Source organism: Eubacteriaceae bacterium Marseille-Q4139 (assembly GCA_018223415.1).
Taxonomy (GTDB): Bacteria; Bacillota; Clostridia; order Lachnospirales; family Lachnospiraceae; genus CABSIM01.
In genome coordinates this window covers 3839620-3860118 of sequence record JAGTTQ010000001.1, presented here as the reverse complement: position 1 = coordinate 3860118, position 20499 = coordinate 3839620, and the positions used below count along the sequence as shown (strand labels likewise).

The 20499-nt window shown below is 54.2% G+C and carries 19 protein-coding genes and 1 other annotated feature (1 of these 20 only partly in view); of the genes, 14 read left to right on the top strand and 5 right to left on the bottom strand.

Going from position 1 to position 20499, the window contains the following annotated elements:
- Window positions 1-133 (top strand) — a binding site (T-box leader) (it extends 97 nt beyond the left edge of the window).
- 98 nt (window positions 134-231) lie between these two features.
- From leuS to KE531_18365, 9 genes are all read left to right on the top strand, one after another.
- Complete coding sequence (leuS, locus tag KE531_18405) at window positions 232-2643, top strand: leucine--tRNA ligase (GenBank protein ID MBR9955568.1); 2412 nt, start codon at window positions 232-234, stop codon at window positions 2641-2643.
- Between the two features lie 382 nt (window positions 2644-3025).
- Complete coding sequence (locus tag KE531_18400; protein ID MBR9955567.1) at window positions 3026-3835, top strand: MurR/RpiR family transcriptional regulator; 810 nt, start codon at window positions 3026-3028, stop codon at window positions 3833-3835.
- A 386-nt stretch (window positions 3836-4221) separates the two neighbouring features.
- The gene (locus KE531_18395; protein ID MBR9955566.1) at window positions 4222-5829 is read left to right on the top strand and encodes an ABC transporter substrate-binding protein; all 1608 of its coding nucleotides are present in this window, start codon (window positions 4222-4224) and stop codon (window positions 5827-5829) included.
- Window positions 5830-5943: 114 nt separating this feature from the next.
- Complete coding sequence (locus KE531_18390; protein MBR9955565.1) at window positions 5944-6876, top strand: ABC transporter permease; 933 nt, start codon at window positions 5944-5946, stop codon at window positions 6874-6876.
- 44 nt (window positions 6877-6920) lie between these two features.
- Window positions 6921-7796 (top strand): ABC transporter permease, encoded by an 876-nt coding sequence (locus KE531_18385; GenBank protein ID MBR9955564.1) that lies wholly within the window; start codon window positions 6921-6923, stop codon window positions 7794-7796.
- Window positions 7784-8821: an ABC transporter ATP-binding protein gene (locus KE531_18380; GenBank protein ID MBR9955563.1), complete on the top strand. Its 1038-nt coding sequence runs from the start codon at window positions 7784-7786 to the stop codon at window positions 8819-8821. Before KE531_18385 ends, KE531_18380 begins: the two co-directional genes overlap by 13 nt.
- Window positions 8821-9777, top strand: a complete 957-nt coding sequence (locus KE531_18375; protein MBR9955562.1) for a dipeptide ABC transporter ATP-binding protein — start codon at window positions 8821-8823, stop codon at window positions 9775-9777. The genes KE531_18380 and KE531_18375 overlap by 1 nt, the downstream gene beginning before the upstream one ends.
- Before the next feature lie 102 nt (window positions 9778-9879).
- Window positions 9880-11859, top strand: a complete 1980-nt coding sequence (locus tag KE531_18370) for a S9 family peptidase (GenBank protein ID MBR9955561.1) — start codon at window positions 9880-9882, stop codon at window positions 11857-11859.
- Between the two features lie 97 nt (window positions 11860-11956).
- Window positions 11957-12796: a hypothetical protein gene (locus KE531_18365; GenBank protein ID MBR9955560.1), complete on the top strand. Its 840-nt coding sequence runs from the start codon at window positions 11957-11959 to the stop codon at window positions 12794-12796.
- Window positions 12797-12860: 64 nt separating this feature from the next.
- Here the strand turns inward: KE531_18365 and KE531_18360 are convergent, their stop codons facing one another.
- Both KE531_18360 and KE531_18355 read right to left on the bottom strand, forming a co-directional pair.
- The gene (locus KE531_18360) at window positions 12861-13145 is read right to left on the bottom strand and encodes a hypothetical protein (GenBank protein MBR9955559.1); all 285 of its coding nucleotides are present in this window, start codon (window positions 13143-13145) and stop codon (window positions 12861-12863) included.
- A 22-nt stretch (window positions 13146-13167) separates the two neighbouring features.
- Window positions 13168-13587, bottom strand: a complete 420-nt coding sequence (locus tag KE531_18355) for a hypothetical protein (protein ID MBR9955558.1) — start codon at window positions 13585-13587, stop codon at window positions 13168-13170.
- A gap of 91 nt (window positions 13588-13678) precedes the next feature.
- On the opposite strand from KE531_18355, the gene KE531_18350 reads away from it, so the two are divergent.
- Window positions 13679-13828, top strand: a complete 150-nt coding sequence (locus KE531_18350) for a hypothetical protein (GenBank protein MBR9955557.1) — start codon at window positions 13679-13681, stop codon at window positions 13826-13828.
- Between the two features lie 47 nt (window positions 13829-13875).
- Here the strand turns inward: KE531_18350 and KE531_18345 are convergent, their stop codons facing one another.
- Window positions 13876-14121 (bottom strand): hypothetical protein, encoded by a 246-nt coding sequence (locus KE531_18345; protein ID MBR9955556.1) that lies wholly within the window; start codon window positions 14119-14121, stop codon window positions 13876-13878.
- Between the two features lie 168 nt (window positions 14122-14289).
- On the opposite strand from KE531_18345, the gene KE531_18340 reads away from it, so the two are divergent.
- On the top strand, window positions 14290-15501 hold the full coding sequence (locus KE531_18340; GenBank protein MBR9955555.1) for an alanyl-tRNA editing protein: 1212 nt from the start codon (window positions 14290-14292) through the stop codon (window positions 15499-15501).
- Here the strand turns inward: KE531_18340 and KE531_18335 are convergent.
- On the bottom strand, window positions 15443-15679 hold the full coding sequence (locus KE531_18335) for a polya polymerase (protein MBR9955554.1): 237 nt from the start codon (window positions 15677-15679) through the stop codon (window positions 15443-15445). The two genes, KE531_18340 and KE531_18335, sit on opposite strands and share 59 nt — an antisense overlap.
- Before the next feature lie 178 nt (window positions 15680-15857).
- On the opposite strand from KE531_18335, the gene KE531_18330 reads away from it, so the two are divergent.
- The gene (locus KE531_18330; GenBank protein MBR9955553.1) at window positions 15858-16892 is read left to right on the top strand and encodes a P1 family peptidase; all 1035 of its coding nucleotides are present in this window, start codon (window positions 15858-15860) and stop codon (window positions 16890-16892) included.
- A gap of 9 nt (window positions 16893-16901) precedes the next feature.
- The gene (locus KE531_18325; GenBank protein MBR9955552.1) at window positions 16902-17456 is read left to right on the top strand and encodes a bifunctional precorrin-2 dehydrogenase/sirohydrochlorin ferrochelatase; all 555 of its coding nucleotides are present in this window, start codon (window positions 16902-16904) and stop codon (window positions 17454-17456) included.
- On the opposite strand, the gene KE531_18320 is transcribed toward KE531_18325, so the two are convergent.
- Window positions 17394-18248 carry a PHP domain-containing protein gene (locus KE531_18320; GenBank protein ID MBR9955551.1) on the bottom strand — a complete coding sequence of 285 codons (855 nt, stop codon included), beginning with the start codon at window positions 18246-18248 and terminating at the stop codon, window positions 17394-17396. The genes KE531_18325 and KE531_18320 overlap by 63 nt on opposite strands.
- A gap of 234 nt (window positions 18249-18482) precedes the next feature.
- Here KE531_18320 and KE531_18315 point away from each other — a divergent pair, with 234 nt between their 5' ends.
- Window positions 18483-20345, top strand: a complete 1863-nt coding sequence (locus KE531_18315; GenBank protein MBR9955550.1) for a VanW family protein — start codon at window positions 18483-18485, stop codon at window positions 20343-20345.
- Window positions 20346-20499: the final 154 nt, after the last annotated feature.

Here is a 20499-nt window from a genome sequence, read left to right as displayed (position 1 = left end):
GTAGCTTGCTGAAGGGAGAAGCTCTCCTGCGTAGGCAACGCCGGTCCGACCGTTACCAGGAAACGAGAGCATGCGGCAGACGCCGTATGAAATAGAGTGGTACCGCGTGAGTTTAAGCCCCCACGTCTCTATATAAAAGAGACAGGGGCTTTTTTATTCCACAGGGTGCGCCCGGCGCACACGATTTCAATACAGGGAGAGTTTTTCAACGATCAGAATGGAGGAAACGTCATGGCACAGTACAATCACACTGCCATCGAAAAAAAGTGGCGTGAGAACTGGGAAAAGGACCCGATCAATGTCAATGATGGGAAAAAAGAAAAATATTACTGCCTGGATATGTTCCCGTATCCGTCCGGCAGCGGCCTTCATGTGGGCCACTGGAGAGGTTATGTCATCTCCGACGTCTGGAGCCGCTACCAGCTCCTTCGCGGAAAATACGTGATTCATCCGATGGGCTGGGATGCCTTCGGCCTTCCGGCTGAGAACTACGCCATTAAAATGGGCGTCCATCCGGCAAAATCCACGGCAGAAAACGTGAAGAACATCAAAAAGCAGATCCAGGAGATCGCCGCGATCTACGACTGGGACATGGAAGTCAACACGACGGATCCGGCCTTTTACAAATGGACCCAGTGGATCTTCGTCCAGATGTTCAAAAAAGGCCTGGCCTACGAGAAAGAATTCCCGATCAACTGGTGCCCGTCCTGTAAGACAGGACTTGCCAACGAGGAAGTTGTAAACGGCTGCTGCGAGCGCTGCGGAACGCCGGTTACGAAAAAGAACCTGCGCCAGTGGATGTTAAAAATCACGGCTTATGCAGACCGTCTCTTAAACGACCTGGATAAGCTGGACTGGCCGGAAAAAGTAAAGAAGATGCAGACCGACTGGATCGGAAAATCCTACGGCGCCGAGGTAGATTTCCCGGTGGACGGAAGAGAAGAGAAGATCACGGTTTACACGACGCGTCCCGACACGCTCCACGGCGCCACCTTTATGGTGCTTGCACCGGAGCATAAATTAGCAAAGAGCCTTGCCACCGACGAGACGAGAGAGGCCGTCGAAAAATACATCTTCGACGCTTCCATGAAATCCAACGTCGACCGTCTCCAGGACAAGGAAAAGACCGGCGTCTTCACCGGCTCCTACGCCGTGAACCCGTTAAACGGCAAGAAGATCCCGATCTGGCTGTCCGACTACGTCCTGGCCGACTACGGAACAGGCGCCATCATGTGCGTTCCGGCCCACGACGACCGTGACTTTGAATTCGCAAAGAAATTTGATATCCCGATCATCCAGGTTATCGCCAAGGACGGGAAAGAAATTGAAAACATGACCGAGGCCTACACCGAGGCGAGCGGCACCATGATCAACTCCGGAGACTGGAACGGCATGGAATCCGCTGTCTTAAAGAAGGAAGCGCCGTTAATGATCGAAGAGATGGGCATCGGCCATAAGACCGTAAACTACAAGCTGCGCGACTGGGTATTCTCCCGTCAGCGTTACTGGGGCGAGCCGATCCCGATCATCCACTGCCCGAAGTGCGGCAATGTGCCGGTGCCGGAAGAAGACCTTCCGCTGACCCTTCCGGAGGTGGACAGCTACCAGCCAACGGGAACAGGAGAATCCCCGCTTGCAGCCATCGACTCCTGGGTCAACACCACATGCCCCTGCTGCGGAAGCCCTGCAAAGAGAGAGACCAACACCATGCCTCAGTGGGCCGGTTCCTCCTGGTATTTCTTACGCTACGTGGACAACAAAAACGACAAAGAGCTGGTATCTAGAGAGAAGGCCGATAAGTACCTGCCGGTGGATATGTACATCGGCGGCGTCGAGCACGCAGTGCTTCACCTTCTGTATTCCAGGTTCTATACGAAGTTCTTATATGACATCGGCGTCATCGACTTTGACGAGCCCTTCAAGAAGCTGTTCAACCAGGGCATGATTACAGGAAAGAACGGCATCAAGATGAGCAAGTCCAAAGGAAACGTCGTTTCCCCGGATGATTTGGTGAGGGATTACGGCTGCGACGCCCTGCGCCTCTATGAGCTGTTCGTAGGCCCGCCGGAACTGGATGCCGAGTGGGATGACCGCGGCATCGAGGGCGTTGCCAGGTTCTTGAACCGTTTCTACAACCTGGTGATGACAAGCAAGGACAAAGACGTCAAAGAGACGAAAGAAATGGTGAAGCTGCGTCACAAGCTGGTTTACGACATCGAGACGCGTTTCAACCAGTTCAGCTTAAATACCGTAGTCTCCGGCTTCATGGAGTACAACAACAAGCTGATTGACCTGGCAAAGACCGAAGGCGGCATCGACAAAGAGACCTTAAAGACCTTTGTGATTCTGCTTTCCCCGTTTGCGCCGCATCTGGGCGAAGAGCTCTGGAGAGACCTTGGCGGCACCGACAGCGTCTTCCATCAGACATGGCCGGAGTGCGATGCGGAGGCCATGAAGGACGATGAGATCGAAATCGCCGTCCAGGTAAACGGAAAGACGAGAGCCGTCATCTCCGTGCCGGCCGACATCTCCAAAGAAGATGCGATTGCAGCCGGAAAAGAAGCCGTAAAGGGAAAACTTGCCGGTACCATCATAAAAGAAATCTACGTTCCGAAAAAGATTGTCAACATTGTGGCAAAATAAACGGCCGAGGCGCCTTCCCCCTGGGACATCCTGGGAGAGGGCGCCTTTTTTATTTCATAGGAGATTGCGTCCTATGAAATAAAACGCTCCGCGAGGATGCGCACTTCGCGCAGAGGAATATGGCTGCTGGCGCAGCCGCGCTCCGGCGCGAGTGTGCGCCGCAGCGCACACTTTTTTATCCGCCTGAAAACAGAGTCCCCATTGCATGAAAGCCTCCGGCCTGGGCGCATGCCGCGCGCAGCGTCTTATTTTTACGAAAACAGACGAAAAACCATCAAAAAAGGAGGAAAATATGAAAAAAACGCAAAAAAAGCTTGAACTTTCCGCGCGGACTCCCTTATAATAAATTTTATTAGACATTACAGCGATAAAGGAGTAAAAGATGGACATTCTGGAGGCAGTTACAGAACGGTATGAGACCCTGAGCCCGGCTCAGAAACGCATTGCCGACTATATTTTCAAATACCCCGACGAGGTCTGCTTCTATTCCCTGAAGGAGATGTCAGAGGCCCTCGGCGTCACGGAGGTGACGATCCTGCGGTTCGCAAAAAGGATCGGGCTTTCCAGCTTCGTGGAGTTAAAACGCCAGCTCCGGGAACATCTCCAGGTGCGCTTAAGCGGCGGAGACACCCTGGGGCGGATCACCGACTGGATCGGAAAGCAGGCGGACGAGACCGAGGACAGGGAAAAGCTGTTCCATGAGTTCGTGGAAAATGAAATAAACGTCCTGAAAAAAACGTATTCGTCCTTTCCCTTAAACCGCGTCCAGGAGGCCGTTTCCATCATCCGCGGCGCAAACATGGTTTATGTAGTCGGCCACGAGCTGACGACGGGCATTTCTTCCTATTTAACAAGGCGCCTTTTAACCATCGGAGTCAAAGCCGTAGATCTCGGAAACGTCAGCAGGGCCATCTACAACGACTACATGTGCCACATCGGCCCGGAGGACGCCGTGATCCTCTTTTCCGTTCCCGGCTACGCCAAGCACCTCGTCAACACCACAAAATTCCTGGAAAAGAACCGCGTCCCCCAGATTGTCGTCACCGATAAGACAGAGGCGCCGCCGGCCGCATCTGCAACCATCGTCCTCACCTGCAACAACCATGACATGTTTTTTTACAACTCGGTGCTGGGCTTCATGAGCATCTGCAATCTGCTGGCATATTTTACGGCGGCAGAGAACATGGAATAGACCAACCGCATGCGCGGACGGCTCTCCGAAGTCCGGGAAGCCATTGGGACGCCGGCAGTTATGAAGGACTGATGGAGACGGGAACGGGCTTTGTATAATTCGTACAGAAAAAAGTGACGGAATCCCGGCAATTTTGCGCTTTTCCCGGCGTGTATAGTAAACACACTACGCGTATTTGTGAAAAACTTGGCAAAATCCATAAGAAAAGCGCTAAGATTGCGAAAAATATTGACAAAATTGTGCAAAGCTGATATCCTTATGAATGCAAGACCTGTACCGGCCAGCCTGCGTGGTACCAGGAGGGCGCCCGGTCGGAAAGGGCAGGAGAGGGGACAATGGCTCCAGCCTATACCGGGGGACGGGTAAAATAAAGGAGGGCAAATTTTATGAGAAAAAGAGGAATGGCAAAAGTTCTTGCAGCCGTGCTTGCAGCATCTATGATGCTTTCCGCATGCGGAGGCGATTCCGGCAGCGAGACGACAGCCGCATCTGCCGGCGGATCGGCCGCAGAAGCAGCAGACGGGGGGGCATCTTCTTCGGAAGGCAGCGGAAATATCGGAAAGACCGATATTATCTTCGGAATCAAGTCGGACGTGGTTTCTCTGGACCCGGCAGGGCAGCAGGATACCACCTCCTCCATCCTGTTAAAGCATGTGTACAGCACGCTGCTTGACATCGACGACGACGGAAATATCGTCGGCGACCTGGCTGAAAGCTATGAGCTTTCCGGAACCCAGGACTATGTGTTCCATCTGAGAGAAGACGCAGTTTTCGCAGACGGAACGCCTGTGACGGCACAGGATGTAAAGTTTACGTTTGACCGTGCAAAAACCATGCCGAAGACCTTAAGCAACACCTCCAAGGTTTCCGAGGTTGTAGTTGACAACGACCACCAGGTGACGATCAAGCTCTCCGAGCCGTATGCGTCCTTCCCGGCCATCGTCTGCAACTCCAACTTAAGCATCGTATCGGAAGCAGCCGTAACGGCAGCAGGCGATGCCTACGGCGATGTGGAGAATATCTTAGGCTCCGGTCCGTTCGACTTAACCGAGTGGGTTCCCAACGACCACTATACGCTTGTGAGAAATGAAAATTACTGGGGCGATATGCCGATTGCAACATCCATTACCTGCCGCGTGATCCCGGAGGGCAGCGCGAGAGCCATCGCCCTTGAGACCGGCGAAATCGACCTCGTATGGTCGCTCGATGCCATCGACGCCATCAACCTGGAGTCCAATCCTGACGTATCCGTTCTGACCCAGCTTTCCTCTTCCATTGAGTACCTGGGCATGAACACGACAAAGGGCCCGTTCCAGGATGTGAAAGTCCGTCAGGCGATCAACTACGCCATCGACCCGCAGGTATTCGTGGATACGATCTTAGAGGGCCGCGGCCAGGTTGCAAACAGCGTCATCAACTCCACGATCCCCGGCTGGTCCGAGGAAGTGACAGGATATGACTACGATCCGGAAATGGCAAAGCAGCTCCTTGCTGAGGCCGGCTATGCTGACGGCTTCACCTGCCAGCTTTTCGTATCCGGCGACGTGAGAAACCGTTCCGCACAGCTTGTGCAGGCGCAGCTTGCCGAGGTTGGCATTACCGTTGACATTTCCATGTATGAGTGGGGCGCTTTCCTTGACTCCCTCAACGCAGGAGACCATGACATGTATATCTTAGGCTGGTCCAACTCCTCCTTCGATGCGGACAGCAGCGTATATCCGCTGTTCCATTCCAGCAACCACGGCGCAACCGGAAACCGTGCGTTCCTGACAGATGCAGAGCTGGATGAGATGATTATTGCAGCAGCCCAGGAGACAGACGAAGCCGCACGTATGGATCTCTACAAACAGATCCAGGAGAGATGTAAAGAGCTGGCACCGTGGGTACCGCTTTACTATCAGGACAACCTGGTCGGCACCCGCGCAGACTTAAAGGGCTTCAAGCTTCATAAAGGTGCACAGCATTATCTTGGCAACTGCCACTATGAGAACTAATTTTCAGATGGCCTGAAAAGAAAAGGAACGTGAGGTGCGGGTGCGATCATAGGCACCCGCACCTTTAAAAAAATCCACGACAAACGCCGGTACACGGCAGAATGGAAGGTATCAATGAGCAGATATATTTTGAAGAGATTGGTAATGCTGATCCCTGTTCTGATTGGCGTTACCTTTATGGTTTACTTCATCCTGAGCCTGTCGCCGGGCGATACCGCGGCCATTGTGGCAGGCGAGGGCGCAGACGCGGAGACGATTGAAGCCGTCCGCAAGGACCTTGGCCTGGATAAGCCGGTCATCGTCCAGTACGGCAGATACATGTGGGATCTTCTCCACGGCGACATGGGACAGTCCTATCAGACAAAACGAGATGTATTTTCCACCATCATGTCTGCATTCCCCAATACGGCAAAGCTGGCATTCTGGTCGATCCTTGTGGCCGTCGGGATCGCGCTCCCAATCGGTATCGTCAGCGCTACGAGACAGTACAGCGCAGTTGACAACGTGGGAATGGTAGCAGCCCTTTTAGGCGTTGCAACGCCGAACTTCTGGCTCGGGCTCATGTTAATCATTCTGTTCTCCTTAAATCTTCGCTGGCTGCCGTCCGGCGGTATGGGCGGATGGAAAAACTACATCATGCCGGCCATTACCCTGGGAACCGGCGATGCTGCCTTAATCACACGTATGACGCGTTCCTCCATGCTGGAGGTTATCCGTCAGGACTACATCCGTACAGCCCGTGCAAAGGGCGTGCCGGAGAAGCGGGTGATCCGCCATCATGCGCTTAAAAATGCACTGATCCCTGTTGTCACCGTTATCGGCCTCCAGTTCGGCTCCCTTTTAGGCGGCGCCACCCTGACAGAGACCGTATTTGCGTGGCCGGGACTTGGCCGTCTCCTGGTAGATTCCATCAAGAGCAAGGACGCGCCTCTGGTTCTCGGCGGTGTTATTACGCTGACCATCACCTTCAGTATTATCAACCTGCTGGTCGATATCCTCTATGCATTCATCGACCCGCGGATCAAAGCGCAGTATAAGAGAAAGTAAGGAGGCAGCATATGGGAGCGAAAAAAAGCAATCCGGCGGTACATATGGAGGACGGCGCGGTTCAGGTAAAGAAGCGCAGCCAGTTCCAGGAAACATGGCGCCGGCTGAAAAAGAACAGGATGGCAATGCTTGGCCTATTTGTCATCACTCTTTTAATCCTGGTTTCAATCTTTGCAGATTTCATTTTTGACTATAACGATGTGGTAATCAAGCAGGATACGTCGATCCGCCTGGAAGGCCCGAGTAGCGAGCACTGGCTCGGAACCGATGAATTTGGCCGCGATATCCTGGCACGTCTCGTCCATGGATCCAGAGTTTCCTTAAGCGTAGGCGTTGTGGCCGTTACGATTTCCCTTTTGATCGGCGGTACCCTTGGTGCCATCGCAGGTTTCTACGGCGGTAAGGTGGATAATGTCATCATGAGGTTTATGGACATCCTTCTGGCGGTGCCAAGCCTTCTTCTTTCCATTACCATCGTATCAGCCCTCGGGCCGAGCTTAATCAACCTGATGTTAGCCATCGGAATTTCCTCGGTGCCGAGCTATGCCAGAATTGTGCGCGCTTCGGTTCTTACCGTAAAGGATCAGGAGTTCGTGGAGGCGGCCAGATGTATCGGAGCCAACAACTTCGAGATTATCACGTCCCACATCATCCCGAACTGTATGGCACCGATCATCGTACAGGTATCCTTAAAGGTAGCATCGGCGATCCTTTCCACATCAGGCTTAAGCTTCCTCGGACTTGGCGTGAAGGCGCCGACACCGGAGTGGGGCGCCATGCTGTCGGGAGGCCGTTCCTATCTGAGGAATGCGCCGCATCTGTGCATTTTCCCGGGTATTGCGATCATCATCACGATCCTGTCCTTAAACCTTCTCGGCGACGGACTGCGGGATGCGCTTGACCCGAAATTAAAGAAATAAGGGAGGATACCGACGTGGCAGAAGAGAACAAGAAGGACTTAATCCTTGACATAAAAGATCTGGTCATCCACTATGAGACGGAAGACGGCGTTGTGGAGGCCGTAAACGGGCTGGATATCCAGCTTGAACATGGAAAAACCCTGGGCCTCGTAGGCGAGACCGGCTCCGGGAAGACGACGACGGCCCTTTCCATTTTAAGGCTTGTGCCGGACCCGCCGGGAGTCATCAAAAACGGCTCTATCATCCTGGACGGCAAAGACATTTTAAACATGCCCACAAAAGAGCTGGAGCACATCCGCGGAAACCTGGTATCCATGATTTTCCAGGATCCCATGACCTCCTTAAACCCGGTGCTTACGGTCGGCGAGCAGATTGCCGAGGTCATTGCGCTCCATGAAAACATCAGTGAAAAGGAAGCGGCCCAGAAGGCCGGCGATATGTTGGAGGTCGTTGGAATCCCGAGAGAGCGCTACGGCGAATATCCGCATCAGTTCTCCGGCGGAATGAAGCAGCGTGTCGTCATCGCCATGGCGCTGGCCTGCAACCCGAAGCTCCTTTTAGCCGACGAGCCGACGACGGCTCTCGACGTGACGATCCAGGCGCAGGTTCTGGAAACCATGAAGCAGCTCCGTGAAAAATACGGCTCCGCCATGATTATGATTACCCATGACCTTGGAATCATCGCCGAGGTCTGTGACGAGGTTTCCGTCGTCTATGCCGGCCAGATTGTCGAGCACGGAACGCTGGAAGACATTTTCGAGCGGACGCTCCATCCCTACACCGAGGGGCTTTTCGGCTCCCTTCCGAACATTGAGGACAGGAAAGAACGTCTCCAGCCGATCCCGGGCCTGATGCCCGACCCGACGATGCTGCCGAAGGGCTGCTGCTTCGCGCCGCGGTGCAAATACTGTACGGAAAGCTGCAAGGCGGCCCGTCCGGAAAAGAAGTGGGTCAGCGATACCCATTATGTGCGCTGCTCAAGATATGACGAACCGGATTTCAAAATCGAAAGGAGTGAGCAGTAATGGCAGATACGATCCTTGAAGTAAAACACTTAAAAAAATATTTCAATACCCCGAAGGGGACGCTTCATGCCGTCGATGATGTCAGCTTCACTCTGGAGAGAGGAAAGACACTGGGAATCGTAGGCGAGTCCGGCTGCGGAAAATCCACCACGGGCCGCGCCATCTTACGTCTCATCGAGCCCACCTCCGGCGAGGTCATCTTTAACGGCGAGGACATCGTAAAAAAGAATAAAGAAGAGATGCGCCTCTTAAGACGGGAGATGCAGCTCATTTTCCAGGATCCCTACGCATCGCTGGATCCGAGAAAAACCGTCAGCGAGATCATCGGCGAGCCCTTGAAGCTCCAGAAGCTGGTTCCGGATAAAAATGAACGGGCAAAGCGCGTCCATGAGTTAATGGAAGTCGTCGGCCTTGCGGACCGCCTTGTGAACACCTACCCGCATGAGCTGGACGGCGGAAGAAGGCAGCGTATCGGCATTGCCCGCGCCCTTGCCATGGAGCCGAAGCTCATCATCTGCGACGAGCCGGTATCGGCCCTTGACGTGTCTATCCAGGCACAGATCTTAAACCTGATGCAGGATCTTCAGGAGAAGATGGGCCTTACGTATATCTTCATCACCCATGACCTTTCGGTCGTGAACCATTTTGCCAACGATATCGCCGTTATGTATCTTGGCCAGCTCATCGAGAAAGCGCCGTCGGAAATGCTGTTCGACCGTCCGACCCATCCTTATACCCAGGCGCTTTTATCGGCCATCCCTGTGCCGAGCTTAAAAAAGCGGCGTGAGCGGATCATCTTAAAGGGCGAGATTTCGTCCCCGATCAACCCGAAGCCGGGCTGCCGGTTCGCGGCCAGATGCCCGTATGCGACTGACAGGTGCAGAAGCGAGGAGCCGAAGCTTGTGGAGATCGAGAAGGGTCATTTTGTGGCATGTCATCTGACAGAAGGCAAGTAATGAGGAAATCCAGCCTCCGGCATTTATGCAGGGGGCTTGTTCCTTTTCCTGAGTCCGGCCAGGATTTGGGAAAAGCATAAAAATATATGGGGGTATCCAGAAATGAAAAGAATTGGCATCGACGATTTTACTTACTACAATTACCCGACCTGCATGGTATCGTCTCCCGACGGCGCCCACGCGGCTCTGGCCGTTGTGAACGCAAACGTAAAGGACAACCGCTATGATTCCTGCCTGTGGATTTACACTATGGCAGACGGATCCGTGAGGAAACTGACGGGCGGGAAGAAGGAGAGAAATTTCATCTGGCTGGATGAGAAGACCCTTCTTTTCACGTCTGACCGGGAGAAATCCTATGCGGAAAAGGTGAAAAACGGCGAGGACTGGACCTGCTTTTATAAAATTTCCATCTGCGGCGGCGAGGCGCAGTTCGCATTTGCCGTACCGTATAAGGTTTCCAAGATGAAACTGGCCGGAAACAAGCTTGTCATGAGCATCAAATACGACTACAACAAGCCGGATTTCGCTTCCTTAGAGGGCGAAGAGAAGGAAGCTGCCGCAAAGGCATGGAAGGAAGAGAAGGACTATGAGGTCTTCGATGAGCTTCCCTTCTGGGCCAACGGGCAGGGCGTTGTCAACAAGATCCGTACACGCCTGGCCGTTTATGACATGGAGACGGGAAAAGCCGAAATCGTGAGCCGGGAATACGAGAATGTGGAAGGCTACTGGGTAGAAGAGGGCGATAAGGTTCTCTATATCTCCAGCCTCTACACCGACAAAAAGGATGTTTACCAGGGCCTCATGCAGTACACGATTTCTTCCGGAAAACTGGAGACACTCGTGGAACAGAAGGACATGAGCATCGACTACGCCTGCATCCTCGGCGGAAAGGTGACGTTCTTCGGCTCCTACATGAAGGACTTCGGCTTCAACGAAAACGACAAGCTCTATACGGTGGAAAACGGCGTTGTAACGCTCCTTTCCGACTACGACGACAGCATCCGCAACACCATGAGCTGCGACTGCAAGTTTGCTGACGGCGCCGGCTTTGTCCATGATGACAAGTACATCTACTTCCTCTCCACCGTGAGAAAGCAGACGGTTCTGCGCTGCTTTGATGCGGCCGGAAACCTTAAGACCCTGATCGACAGGCAGGGCAGCATCCACACCATCGACGTCTGCGGCGACACCATCTACTTCACCGGCATGCGCGATATGGGCCTTACGGAGTGTTACAGCTTCGACGGGAAAGAAGAGAAGAAGCTCACCTCCTTCAACGACGCGCTCCTTGCAGAGAGAAGCGTCTGCCCGGTTGAGGAGTTTACCTTTACCTATAAGGGCATTGAGCTGGACGGCTATGTGATGAAGCCGGTGGACTATGATCCGAACAAGACGTATCCCGGCATCCTAACGATCCACGGCGGCCCGAGAGCCACCTTCGGCCCCACCTTCTTCCATGAGAATGAGGTGTTTGCAAACGCCGGCTATTTCGTATTCTTCACGAACCCGCTCGGAAGCGACGGCCGCGGCAATGTTTTTGCCGACATTACCGGAAAGCACGGCACCATCGACTTTGAGCACTGCATGGCCGTGACCGACGAAGTGCTGAAGCGGTACCCGCAGATCGACGAGAAGCGCCTTGGCGTCATGGGCGGAAGCTACGGCGGCTTCATGACAAACTGGGTCATCGGAAATACCGACCGTTTTGCGGCCGCTGTCTCCCAGAGAAGCATTTCCAACTGGATCTCCAAGTGCATGACGACGGATATCGGCTACTACTTCAACATGGATCAGATCCATGCCGACCCGTGGAACACGCCGGATAAGATGTGGTTCCATTCGCCGCTCAAATACGCCAACAAGGCAAAGACGCCGACCTTGTTCATCCAGTCCGACGAGGACTACCGCTGCTGGATGGGCGATGCGCTCCAGATGTTCAGTGCGCTCCGCTACTTCGGCGTGGAGACGAGGCTCTGCCTGTTCCACGGCGAGAACCATGAGCTGTCCCGCTCCGGAAAGCCGACCCACCGGATCCGCAGGATGACGGAGATGATGAACTGGTTTGAGAAATATCTGAAATAAGAAATTTCAGCTTTTTCCAGTGACTTTCCGCAAAGCATGTGCTATAATGGGATATATTTGAAATTACAGCAAGGCAAAACAGAGGGGAAAGATCCATATGCACAGGCATGTTTATAAAATAGCCCCGGCCGCGATTGCACTTCTTTTATGTCTCGGCGGTTATCGCACCGATTCCGCGGACGCAGCGCAGCCGGCAGCAGTTGATACGATTGTACTGGAAACAGAGGCAGCCTCTGCCGAGGACGTCCCGGTGGACATCAAATGGAAGAGAAGCCAGGAAGGCGGGAAATGGATTGAGAGCCTTTCGGTGGCTCAGGACGTGAACAGCCTTGTCCTGGTTTTAAACGATGAGCAGGCAGAGACGCCTGTGGCGTCGGCAGCCGTGCGGACAGAAAATTCCAAAGTGAAGGGCCGCGCCATGGAAGTCAATTCCAGGCTTCTCTACTATACAAAATCGGCGGACGGCACATGGCAGGAGGTGTTTTCATCCACCTGCATCCTGTCCGGAGGCACCGATGTGCCGCAGGATGAGCTTTACGGCGTCTACCGTGCAAGCGAGGCCTTTGGGAGCCATGAAAATCCCGGGAGCCTTGTGCCGTACCAGAAGCTGACGGAAAAAGATTACCTGATCTTAGACGAGGAATCCGAACAGTACGGGACGATTGTGACCGCAGGGCCCAAAGGCCCCCAGACGGAGCAGGCCGTGCTTTTGGAGTCCATGAAGGCGCTTTCCAACTACGGCATGCTCCTTTGCCCCGAGGACGAGGAGGAACCGTATCCGGCGCTTGTGGTAAACTGCCAGCAGGAAGGAAGCGTCGAGGGCACCCTGGCCGGGATCCAGATCCCGCAGAACTACGTTCAGATGCTGATCCAGTCCGTCGACAGCAATACGCGGATCGTCATCGCAGCCGATGTAATCGACTTAGAGGGAATGTAAACAGAAAACGTTATAAGGGCAGAGAAAGGATGGCTTCTTTCTCTGCCCTTCTTTGCGTGCGCCTTCATTTTTTCCCTTTGGAGAGCTGTGCCGCCAGGAACTTTAGCATCTGGAGCTTTTTCTGCTCCGCCGACGGCATCCCCTCCGTGAGAATAGAGATGATAAGAGCCGTCTCCCGGTCGGAAAAAGACAGCCCGCTCGCCGACGCCCTTTTGTTTAAGGTCATCAGGGCGGAGAGCATTTTATCCGGCGGCGTCTTTTTTATGTCCTCGGAAAAGAGGGAGAGAAGCTCAAGCTTTTTTGGATCCATGCCGCGCAGGCGCGGATCCGTCTTCCATGCCATATTCATATCCCGGATCTCCTTTCTGACCTCACATCTGGCCAAGGGTCTGCATCATGAGCTGGATCGTCTCAAACCTGGACTGCTGTTCCGGCGGTAGCAGGGAGATAAGCTGTTCCGGGCTTATAGGCCCCCTGGACGCCGGATTTTCCGTGAACCTTGCCATGATGTCGATGATTTCCTGCTCCCTCTCGTTGGCATAGGGACGGATGGCCTGGAGCATGTCAGAAGGCGAGGAATGGCCCTCGTCCAGAGCGCAGACGCTTAACATGCCGTCCTCGTTGTCCTGGAAAAATTCCATGGTGCGTAAAAGCTCGTTCCATTTGATGAACATGGACATGGTGCGCTGCTGCGGGATCTCCATGTACGGCAGGGCGGCTTTCATCATCTGGAGACGATGGCTGCCGACGGCATAATCCAGGTCGGTCAGCTTCAGTTCTTTTTCGTTCATTGGCAGGTCTCCTTTCCTGGAGACAATATATGCGCGATTCAATCAATTCATGCCGCCTGCATACAATGAAGTTATAGGAGGTAGATAGAATATGTCCAGGCGTTTGATTATAGATGGAAACAGTGTGTACGAAATCGACGAAGACTGCGAAAAGGAGGCGCACGGAAGCCTCGTTTACGGCCGTGAGCCCGCGAAGGCGAAAGCGCCTGATGGCCGGGAAAAAGCGAAAAAGAAATCATAAAAGAAGGGCGGGATGACGTCCCGCCCGAAGATAGGAAACGAGAAAGTTTAGCAGCAGAAGCCGCCGCCACCGCCCCATCCGCCGCCGCAGCAGCAGAGCAGAAGAATGATCCAGATACAGCTGTCAAAGCCGGAACCGCACCCGCATCCGTTATTGCAGCCATTATGTCCCCAGCCGCCGCCGCCACAGCAGCAGCAAAGAATCAGGATGAGCCAGATAATGTTGCATCCGCCGCATCCGCTGTTCGCTGTCTCGCATCCGCATCCACAGTTTGTAGCAGCTAAATCACTCATGTTTTATCCTCCAAAGGCTTTTTGATTACACTCCATCATATGACAGTCTGCTTGTCATAGTTGACAGTTCGTGAAAACTTTTTTTGACGCCCTTTCCGTGATTGAGAAAACATGGAAAGGGTGTTATACTGGATAGCAGACCAAGGGAAAAAGCGAGGAAATTCGGACATGAAAAAATTGTATTACGATTCAGCATATCAGAAGGAGTTTACGGCGGCCGTCCTTTCCTGTCAGGAGGGGAAAAAGGGATATGAGATCATTCTGGATCAGACGGCCTTTTACCCGGAGGGCGGCGGCCAGCCGGCAGATACAGGCATCCTGGGCGGCGTCCGTGTCCTGGATGTCCATGAAAAAAACGGGCAGATCATCCATACAACGGACGGGCCGTTGAAAGAGGGAACTACCGTATCCGGTACTATCGATTGGGACAGGCGGTTTTTGCACATGCAGGAGCATTCCGGCGAACACATCGTTTCCGGCCTGATCCATGCCAGGTTCGGTTATGACAACGTGGGCTTTCACATGGGAAGCGAGGAAGTCACCATCGACTTCAACGGCATTCTGGAATGGGAGGACCTTCTTGAAGTAGAGCGGGAGGCCAACGCCATCATCTACGACAACCGGGAGGTTTACGCCGGGTTCCCGCCGAAGGAAGAACTGGAAACCCTCGATTACAGGAGCAAAAAAGAGCTTACCGGCGATATCCGGATCGTAAAAATCCCCGGCGGCGACGTCTGCGCCTGCTGCGGCACCCATGTGGCGCGTACCGGGGAGATCGGGATCGTCAAATTCACGTCCATGATCCATTACAAAGGCGGCGTGCGGATCGGTCTGCTCTGCGGCAGCCGGGCCCTTATGGATTATGAGAAAAAAAGGGACGGGCTCCAGAAAATCGCCGTGCTGTTATCGGCCAGGCCGGAGGAGGCCTTCTCTGCCGTGGAGCGGTTAAAGGAAGAGCTTGGGAATGCTCAGATGCGGATCGGGGCGCTCTGCCGGAGCCTGATTGAGGAAAAGGTGTCGGCCATGGAAGAGGGGAGCGGCCGTCTTTTCGTCTGTGAGCCGGATTTTGAGCCGGTGCCCTTAAGGCAGATGGTCAATGCGATGCTGGAAAAAAAGAAAGGCGATACGGTGCTCGGCCTTGCGAAAAACGGGGAGAACGGCTATTTTTATGTGCTGGGGAGCCTTGAAAACGACATGCGCCCCCTCACAAAGGAGTTAAACGGTCTCCTTCACGGAAGAGGGGGCGGCAGCATGCAGATGACGCAGGGCACCTTCTATGGAGCGTATGAGGATGTCTGCGCCGTCTTAAAAGAGAAAGGGTTTAACAGCCCTGGTACATGTAGCGAACCAGGCGCTCCGAGTCTTTCGGATCGTGCGTAGTCAGATTCAGCTCATGGATATGGCCGTTAGAAAAGACCGTTGCCATGGAAACATACTGGGACAGCTTGGATTTTAAGTTCACGGAGCCGCCCTCGGGAAGGCTCAGCTCAACGGCGCCGTCACACTGGCTGATGACATCAAAAAATTTATCGAGATTTGTAATGTTTTTCAGTTTCATTTTCATAAACAACACTCCTTTTGGGGTCTTGAATTAGTTAATCATTTAACAATCCATATTGTAGCAGGAGAAAAGGCAGAAATCAATCGGTGAAATAGATAAAAAATTAACAATCCAGAGGCTGATTTTAGAAGGAACATCAAGAAAATTTGTGAAAAAATGGGGGACTATGGAAAATATGAAAAAAAGAATCCGCGATTACGGCATCATCATTGGAAGGCATGAGACAGGGCCATTAAACAAGCTGACGGATGTGCCCGGCGTTACGGTGGGCCACTGCACTGTGGACACGGAAGAACATAAGACGGGCGTCACCGTCATCCTTCCGTGCCGCGACAACATGTTTGAAAAGAAGCTGACGGCGGCGGCCTTCGTCCACAACGGCTTCGGGAAGACGGCCGGCACGCTCCAGATCGAGGAGCTTGGGACGTTAGAGACGCCAATTGCCCTGACGAATACGTTAAATGTGGGGCTTGTCCACGATGCGATGGTTGATTACATGACAGAGCGGTGCAGGAACGAGGGGATCGAGGTGAAATCCTTAAACCCGGTGGTCGGCGAATGCAACGATTCAAACCTGAACAACATCGCAGAGCGCGCTGTGACAAAGGAGCACGTTTTTGAGGCCATCCGCGCGGCAGCGTCGGATTTTGCCGAGGGAGACGTGGGCGCCGGAAAGGGCACGGTCTGCTTCGGCATGAAGGGCGGCATCGGCTCTGCCTCCCGGCTGGTAAAAATAGGCGGCGAGACTTTCACCGTCGGCGTCCTTGTCCAGTCAAACTTCGGAAGCACGCGGAATTTCGTCCTGGACGGAAAGCCGCTGGGCGATATTCTGGCGGCGCGTATTGAGGATATCAAAAAGGACGAGGGCTCCATCATGATGGTGGTCGGCACGGATCTTCCCGTAAGCGACCGCCAGTTAAAGCGGCTGATCCGCCGGTGCGGTGTCGGACTCTCTCGGTGCGGTTCGTTCATGGGCCACGGAAGCGGCGACATCATGCTTGGCTTTACGACGGCCAACCGGATTCCCCAGGATGAGCCGTTTGTCGAGATCCGCCAGGTGGGAGAAGAGTATTTAAACGACGCCTTTGAGGCCGTGGCAGAGGCCACGGAAGAAGCCATTTTAAATTCCCTTTCCATGGCAGATACGGTGACCGGGTATAACGGGAATACGAGATACTGCCTGACCGACCTGTATTTAAAGGACTTATAAGGAGACTTCATGGCATATTTTCCATTTTTTGCGGATATTCAGGGAAAAGAGGCCGTCGTGGTCGGCGGCGGGAAGATTGCCTGCCGGCGGATTCTGTCGCTTCTTCCCTTTGGCTGCCGGGTCCGCGTCATTGCGCCGGAAATCGGGCCGGAATTGAAAGCTGTTTTGGACGAAGAGAAAGCGTCCGGCCGCCTCTTATGGGAGAACAAGGAATACGAAGAGCGGGATCTGGACGCATGCGGGCGCCCGGCCTTCGTGCTGGCGGCTTCCGGAAATCTGGCAGTCAACGAAGCTGTGGTTTTGAACTGCCGTGCCCGCGGCATTGCCGTCAACGACGCCTCGAAAAAGGAAAACTGCGATTTTTATTTTCCCGGCCTGGCGCGAAGGGGCGGGCTGGTGGCTGGCGTCACGGCTTCGGGAACCGATCATAAAAAAGCGGCCGCCCTGGCAGCGGCCGTGAGAAAGCTTCTGGAAGACGATGTATGGGCCGAAGAAAACAGCCTAAAGCCCGGTGAGAAAGGAAGCGAGCCGGATGGCGTCCAGGTAGAAGGCCGGGACGCGTAAATTCCCGCGGCCTGTTCCGATGGAGATATCCGGCTTGGCGGCGCCGTGGAAATCGGAACCGCCGGTGACACAGAGGCCGTGGCGGTCAGCAAGGGCCCGCAGTCTGGCGCTTTCCGCCTGGTTGTTGGAGGAGTGGAAGCACTCTAACCCCAGCATGCCAAGGGATTTTAAATAGACGATCAGTTCCTCTGTCTTTTCCCATCCGAACTTATACTGGCAGGGATGGGCAAGGGCCGGAAAAGCGCGGGCAGTCCGCAGGATCTCCATGGCCTGCTTTGGCGTCACGTCCTCTTTCTTCCTATAATAAGGGCAGCCGGGAGACAGGTATTTTTTAAAAGCCTGATCCACGGAGGAGACACAGCCCTTTTTTAAGAGGGCGCGGGCAAAGTGCGCCCTGGTGACGACGGTGCCGGGAACGCCGTCAAGCAGGTCGTCCCAGGTGAGCGGGAAGCCGCCGTCCTGGAAGGCCCGCAGCATTTCCGTATTCCTGCTATCCCGTTTTTGGCGGGTTGTCTTTAAAAAATCCAGAAGTTCTTTGTTTTTATGATCGAGGCACAGGCCGAGGATATGGATTTCCTTTCCCTCATAGACACAGGAAATCTCAATCCCGGGGATGACCTCCACTTCCATGTTTTCCGCCGCAGCCAGCGCCTCATCCACGCCGTCCGTCGTGTCATGGTCGGTGAGGGCGATGGCCGAAAGTCCCTTTTCCTCGGCAGCAGCCGCCACCTCGGCCGGAGAAAAAGAGCCGTCGGAAGCCGTAGAATGCACATGCAGATCAATGAATTTCATGGAACTCTCTCTTTCTTATGTCATTTTCTATGATTTTTCTCTGTTTTCCATACCAGTTTACCACACTTTTCACAGCGAGGAAAGACACAGTCGTTGTCCCATAAAAAATTAAGAAATATGTTATACCATTTTCCACAATTTATGCTATACTTATTTCGATACTGACACTAGATCATGTAATAACAGGGCAAATTCCAAGGGGAAGGCCCGAGAAAAATAATAGGGTGAGACTGTATGAGTGATGTAAGAAAGAGAGGGAACACGAGGCAGGCTGCCTCAAGAACATCGAGAAGCTCCCAGAGCAGTGCGGACAGGATCCTGGCGGTGCAGAATGCGAGGAACCGGAGCGCAGGAACCACGAGGCGGAATCCGAGGACGACGGCCTCCAGGAGCCGCAACCGCAGAAGACGGCAGGGGCCGGACTTCGCTAAAATCCTGCTGATTGCCATCGGCATTGTGATTTTCCTGATCTGCGTGGCCGTGGGTGTCAATAGCTGTGCAAGAAACGGGGAAGAAAAGGAGAGCCAGGCAGAAACAACAGAGCCGGAAACCGAGCTTTCGGCAGAGGTGACGGTAAACGGCGTCTCCATCAATGGACTGACCCAGACGGAAGCCAGGGAAAAGGTATTGTCGTCTATCGGCTGGGGCATGAAGGTCTCCTATAACGGCGAGACCATGGACGTGGACGATGTGCTGGAGACCAAGGTGGATGCCGTGCTGGCAGAGGCCTTTTCCGCGAAAGAGTCCAAAGACTATACGTTTGACGCCACAGGCCTTGAGGAAGAAATCAAAGCCCAGGCGGAAAAAATTGCCGCCGCGTGGGACAAGGCGCCGAAGAACGGCTCCATTTCGTCTTATGACAAGGCGACAAACGAATTCCTGTTTGCAGACGGAGAAAACGGAATTAAAATAGACCAGGAGAAGCTTGTGACTGACATCACGGCAGCCCTGGCGGCCGGCGACTATACGGCCGTCATCGAGGCGTCCGCGTCGACGGTGGCGCCGGAAATCACAAAGGAGCAGGCAAAGGCCAGCTTTAAGCGTATCGGCACCTTCACGACGACGACGACCTCCAACAAAGACAGGAACGAAAACATCCGTCTTGCTTCCGAGGCCTTAAACGGACTAATTATTCAGCCGGGAGAGGAATTCTCGATGAATGCGGCTACCGGCGAGAGAACGCCGGCCAAGGGATACAAGCCGGCCGGCGCCTATTTAAACGGCGTCCTGATCGAAGAGCCGGGCGGCGGCGTCTGCCAGGTATCGTCGACGCTTTACAATGCGGTGGTGTTCTCCGGCTTAAAGACGACGGAGCGCCATGCCCACAGCTACGAGCCCAGCTATGTGACGCCGGGCGAAGACGCGATGATCAGCTACGGAAGCGCTGACATGAAGTTTTTGAACAACTCCACGACGGCCGTCGGCATCAAGACCAGCTTTTCCAATAATAAGCTGACGATTTCCATTTACGGAAGCCCGATTCTGGAAGACGGCGTGACCGTTTCCATGAAGTCGGAAAAGACCCAGGTCATCGACCCGCCGGCGCCGACCTACGAGGAAGACCCGACTCTGGAACCGGGTGTGGAAAAGGTTGTCAAGGAAGCGACGCCTGGAAGCCGTTGGGTGACCAATCTGGTGAAGACGAAGGACGGCGTTGTGATCGAGGACAGCTTCCTTCACAACAGCACCTACAACGGGAAGCCGGCCACAATCAGGCGGAACACGTCGGGAAGCGTCCTGACGACGGAAGGGGAGAGCATCTCCGAGTCCGAGAGCAGCACGGCAGAGTCCTCGTCGGCAGGAAGCCCGCTCACGACTCCGGCATCTCCGGAAAATCCGCAGCCAACGGCATCGGAGCCGGGAATCTCCGGGCCGGGCTATGAAGAATCTCCGGGAAACGGACAGGTTCGTCCAAGCGAGGAACCGGGCAGCAATATCCTGCCGTCGGAAAGCGGCGGCCCGGCCAGCCAGCCGGGCGGGCAGCAGCCAGGCTCAGAGCCGGGGAATTCACCTGACGTGGTGACGATCCCCCAGACGACGCCTGCTCCCGTGACGACGACAGGGCCTGGAAACGGGCTCATATCCCCCATCGGATAAAACAAATGATTCAACCGGCCATGACGCGGCAGTAACGCTGTGCCATGGCCGGTTTTTTATTTCATGGGAAATTGCGTCCTATGAAACAAAAACGCTCCGCGAGGATGCGCACTTCGCGCAGAGGGAAAATAGCCTTTGGAGCAGCCGCGGCCCG